Source organism: Nocardioides sp. (assembly GCF_035547795.1).
Taxonomy (GTDB): Bacteria; Actinomycetota; Actinomycetes; order Propionibacteriales; family Nocardioidaceae; genus Nocardioides.
Genome location: NZ_DASZUF010000194.1, coordinates 1 through 4,733, shown reverse-complemented (window position 1 = coordinate 4,733; position 4,733 = coordinate 1). Strand labels below are relative to the sequence as shown.

Genomic DNA, 4,733 nt, shown 5'->3' with positions numbered 1-4,733 from the left:
GCCAGCGCCCGCAGCAGGGCATGCGTGCGGGCACCTGGGACGGCCACGCCGTCCCAGGTCACCTCCTCGAGGAGGGTCAGTCGCATGCGCGTCAGCGTTGCACGGCTCCGGTCAGCTCGGCCGCACGTGCCACCGCCGCGGCCCGGGCGGCGCCGGTCTCGGCCTCGGTGAGGGTGCGGTCGGGGGCGCGGAAGCGCAGCGCGAACGCCAGCGACTTCTTGCCCTCACCGAGCTGCGCACCGGTGTAGACATCGAAGAGCCGCACCGATTCCAGCAGCTCGCCGGCGCCCTGCCGCAGGGCGGCCTCGACGGCCGCCACCGTGACGGTCTCGTCCACGAGCAGGGCGACGTCCTCCTTGGCCAGCGGCATGGTCGAGAACACCGGCCCCGGCGCGACCGCCGGCGCCAGCGACATCAGCAGGTCGAGGTCGATCTCCGCGACCGCGCTGCGGGCCGGCAGCCCGAACGCCTGGCACACGCGCGGGTGCAGCTCGCCGGCATGGCCCAGGGTGACCTCGCCGACGGTGATCGCGGCGCAGCGACCCGGGTGCCAGGGCATCAGGCCGGCCGCGCTCGTCTCGAGGGCCACGCCCAGCTCGGCGCCGAGTCGCCGTACGGCCTCGATCGCGTCGCTCCAGGCGGCGTCGCGGCCCTTGCCCCACCAACCGGAGCGCTCTCGCTCACCGGCGAGGACGACGGCCAGATGCAGCGGCTGGCGCGGGATCGCGGCCAGCAGCGCGTCCAGCTCGGCGTCGGTCGGCCGCCGGTCCACGCCGTAGATCGGCGCGGCCTGGTCGGTCGGGAACGCCACCGTCGCGGTCTCGAACAGCGCCACTCCGGTGGCGCCGCGGCCCAGGTTGCGACCGGCGGCCCTGAGCAGGCCCGGCAGCAGCGTGGTGGTGTACGCCGGCTCCTCGCTGGAGAGCGGGTTCGCCAGCCCGACCGTGTGCCGGCGCTCGTCGTCGGCCGGCAGTCCGAGCGCGTCGAAGGAGGCCTCACCGACGAACGGGAAGCTCACCACCTCGACCAGACCCGCGCCGGCCAGGGTCCGGCCGATCCGGCGGCGGAGCCGCTGCGGACGGGTCAGGCCGCCGCCGGCAGCCCGCCGCGGCAGCACGCTGGGCACTCGCTCGTAGCCGACGATGCGGACCACCTCCTCGACCAGGTCGTAGGGGTCGGCCAGATCGGGCCGGTACGTCGGCACGACCGCAGTCAGCATCTCCCCCGACACGCTGACCCGACAGCCCACGGCCGTCAGGTCCTTCACCACGGTCTCGGCGTCGACCGCGATGCCGGAGATCCGGGCCGGCAGGTCGAGCGCCATCTCGATCGAGCGTGGCTGCGGCGGGGCACCGGCCGCGGTGACACCGGCCTCGGCGGTGCCACCGCCGTACTCGACCAGCAGCTCCACCACCCGGTCGGCGGCGATCGGAGGCAGCAGCGGGTCCACGCCGCGCTCGAAGCGCTTGGACGCCTCGGAGGGCAGCTTGTGCCGGCGCTGCGAGCGGAAGATCGTGGTCGGCTCGAAGTGCGCCGCCTCGACCACGATGTCGGTGGTGGAGGCGGAGATCTCGGTGTTCGCGCCGCCCATCACACCGGCGATGCCGATCGGGCCGTTGTCGTCGGTGATGAGCAGGTCCTCCGGCGACAGCTCGCGGGCTACGTCGTCGAGGGTGACGATCTTCTCCCCGGCACGGGCCCGCCGGACCACGATCGGGCCGCTCAACCTCGCCCGGTCGTAGCAGTGGTTGGGCTGGCCGAGCTCGAGCATCACATAGTTGGACACGTCGACGGCCAGCGAGATCGAGCGCATGCCGCACTGTTCCAGGCGCTTGCGCATCCACTCCGGCGTCGCCGCGGTCGGGTCGAACCCGGTCACCGTGCGGGTGACGAAGTAGGGGCAGCCCACCGGGTCGTCGAGGACGACCGGGTAGCCCTCGCCCGCGGCCACCGGCACGTCGCGCCGAGCCGGGTCCGAGAACGGCACGTCGAATCCCAGCGCGGCCTCGCGGGCGATCCCGCGCAGCGAGAGCGCATAGGCCCGGTCGGGGTTGATCTCGAACTCGATGACCTCCTCGCCGAGGCCGAGCACCTCGCGGGCGTCGGTGCCCGGCGCCGGCGCGTCGGCGGGGAGCACGATGATCCCACTGTGATCGTCGCCGAGGCCGAGCTCGCGGGCGCTGCAGATCATCCCGGCCGAGACGTGGCCGTAGGTCTTGCGCGCGCTGATCTCGAAGCCGCCGGGCAGTACGCCGCCCGGCAGCACCACGACGACCTTGTCGCCGGGCCCGAAGTTGTGCGCGCCGCAGACGATGCCCTGCGGCTCACCGGTGCCGTTGGCGTTCCCGACATCGACGGTGCACCAGTTGATGGTCTTGCCGTTCTTCTGCGGCTCCTTCTCCTGGGTCAGCACCTGGCCGACCACGAGCGGGCCGCTGATGCCGGCGCCGGCGGCGTGGATCGCCTCGAGCTTGAGCCCGAGTGCGGTCAGCCGGTCGGTCAGCTGCTCGGTGGTGACCGAGTCGGGCAGATCGACGTACTCCCTGATCCAGGAGACGGGGGCCTTCATCTACAGCTCACTTCCAAACGCGGTGGTGAAGCGGACGTCGCCCTCGAAGAGGGTCCGCAGGTCCTCCAGGCCGTGCCGGAACATCAGCGTCCGGTCGATGCCCATGCCGAAGGCGAAGCCGCTGTAGCGCTCGCTGTCCACGCCGCAGGCGCGCAGCACCCGCGGGTTGACGATGCCGCAGCCGCCCCACTCGATCCAGCCCTCGCCGCGACAGGTCCGGCAGTGCTCGGGGTCCACCCCGCGGCAGACGAAGCAGACCAGGTCGACCTCCGCGGAGGGCTCGGTGAAGGGGAAGTACGACGGCCGGAACCGGGTGGTGATGCCCTCGCCGAACATCTGGGTGGCGAAGTGGTCGAGGGTGCCCTTCAGGTGCGCCATCGAGATGCCCTCGTCGATGGCCAGGCCCTCGACCTGGTGGAACATCGGGCTGTGGGTCGCGTCGTACTCGTCGGTGCGGAAGACCCGGCCCGGGCAGACGACGTAGATCGGCGGCGTGCGGGTCAGCATGGTCCGTGCCTGCACCGGGCTGGTGTGCGTGCGGAGCACCACGTGGTTCTCGGCCGGCGCGGTCCAGAACGTGTCCTGCATGGTGCGCGCCGGGTGGTCCGGGCCCAGGTTGAGCGCGTCGAAGTTGAGCCATTCGGCCTCGATCACCGGGCCCTCGGCGACCTGCCAGCCGAGCGCGGTGAAGATGTCGGCGATCAGTTCGGCGCCGGTGGTCAGCGGGTGCCGGCCGCCGAGCGGGAGCCGGTCGGTCGGGACAGTGACGTCGACGGCCTCCTCGACCAGGATCCGGGCCTCATGCTCGGCCTCGAGCACCTGCTGGCGAGCGGCGAGCGCCTGGTTGACCGCGCCGCGGGCCTGGCCGATGCGCTGGCCGGCCTCCTTGCGCGCCGCCGGTGGCAGTGCGCCGATCTCGCGGTTGGCCAGCGCCAGTGGCGACCGGTCGCCGACGTGGTCGAGGCGGACCTGCTTGAGCTCCTCGAGATCCTTCGCCCGCTCGATCGCCGCGATCGCGGCGTCGCGGGCGGACTCCACCTCCTCGGGCTTCAAGGTGGTGACCTCCACGGGGTCGTAGTCGGTGTTCGGACCGGACATCGGAGCCTTCCCAGCAGGTGATGTGCGCGCCAAGTCTAGGAACGACCGGGCTCGGGCGACGAATGGGTTCCATCGGCGGGGCCCACCGACGCCTGAGGCCCGCGGCTCACACCAGCTCGTCGGCAACGGCCGGCCAGGTCGTCACGATCCTGGCACCGCCACCCGGCGCCTCCTCGATCGCGACGGTGCCGCCGTGCGCCTTCGCCAGCCCGCCGACCAGGTAGAGGCCCAGGCCGGAGCCCCCGCGCTCGCCGTTCTTCCAGAACTTGGTGAACACCCGGCGGCGCAGCTCGGTGGGGATGCCGTCGCCCTCGTCGTCGACCACGAGCCGGACGCCGCCGTCAACGGCCCGGAGCGTCACCGTGATGGTGCCGTCGCCGTGCCGGACGCCGTTCTCGACCAGGTTGGTGACCACCTGGGTGAACTTGTCCGGGTCGACCATGATCTCGGGCAGCCCGTCGTCGGCGACGCACTCGATCTCGCGGGCGGTCGCCTGCCTCACCGAGTCGACCACCCGGCCGACCAGCGTGACCGCGTCGCTGGGTCTCGGATAGAGCTGCAGCCGACCGGTGTCGATCCGGGCCACGTCGAGCAGCTCGGCGATCAGCCGGGAGAGCCGGTCGGAGTCGGCGTGCACGGTGGTGAGCATCAGCTTCTTCTGCTCGTCGTTGAGCTTGTCCCAGCGGTTCAGCAGGGCCTGGACGAAGCCCTTGACGCCGGTCAGCGGGCTGCGCAGCTCGTGCGCGACAGTGGCGACCAGGTCCGAGCGCTCCCGGTCCAGCCGGGCCCGGCCGCGGCCACTGCGCAGCGTGATCGCCAGGCCGCCGTCGGCGGCGATCCGCGCGACGGTGAGCACCTCGGTGCCGTCCGCGGTCAGCCAGGACTGCTCGGGCACGCCGGTGCGGCTGGCCAGTCCGTCGTAGGGCCGGTTGAACGCACACCAGTCCCGGCCCTCGGTGTCCTGGAGCAGGAGGACGTCGCCCAGCGGCCGCCCGACCCCGCCCTCGATGCCCAGCATGCGCGCCGCCGGGGCGGAGACGAGGGTGACGGTGCCGGTGCGGTCGGC

At 72.6% G+C, this 4,733-nt stretch carries 3 protein-coding genes; all 3 read right to left on the bottom strand.

Annotation, left to right across the window (positions count from 1 at the left end; translation table 11 throughout):
• Positions 1 to 91: 91 nt before the first annotated feature.
• Positions 92 to 2,569 carry a phenylalanine--tRNA ligase subunit beta gene (gene pheT, locus VHA72_RS14485; protein WP_325576426.1) on the bottom strand — a complete coding sequence of 826 codons (2,478 nt, stop codon included), beginning with the start codon at positions 2,567 to 2,569 and terminating at the stop codon, positions 92 to 94.
• Positions 2,570 to 3,667: a phenylalanine--tRNA ligase subunit alpha gene (gene pheS / locus VHA72_RS14480; protein WP_325576424.1), complete on the bottom strand. Its 1,098-nt coding sequence runs from the start codon at positions 3,665 to 3,667 to the stop codon at positions 2,570 to 2,572.
• Positions 3,668 to 3,773: 106 nt separating this feature from the next.
• Positions 3,774 to 4,733 (bottom strand): sensor histidine kinase (locus tag VHA72_RS14475; RefSeq protein WP_325576422.1); only part of this gene is annotated, 960 nt, incomplete at its 5' end.

What these genes read in the sequence shown, in the direction of transcription:
- pheT (WP_325576426.1), bottom strand. Translation starts at nt 2,569, where the DNA reads ATGAAGGCCCCCGTCTCCTGGATCAGGGAGTACGTCGATCTGCCCGAC.
- pheS (WP_325576424.1), bottom strand. Translation starts at nt 3,667, where the DNA reads ATGTCCGGTCCGAACACCGACTACGACCCCGTGGAGGTCACCACCTTG.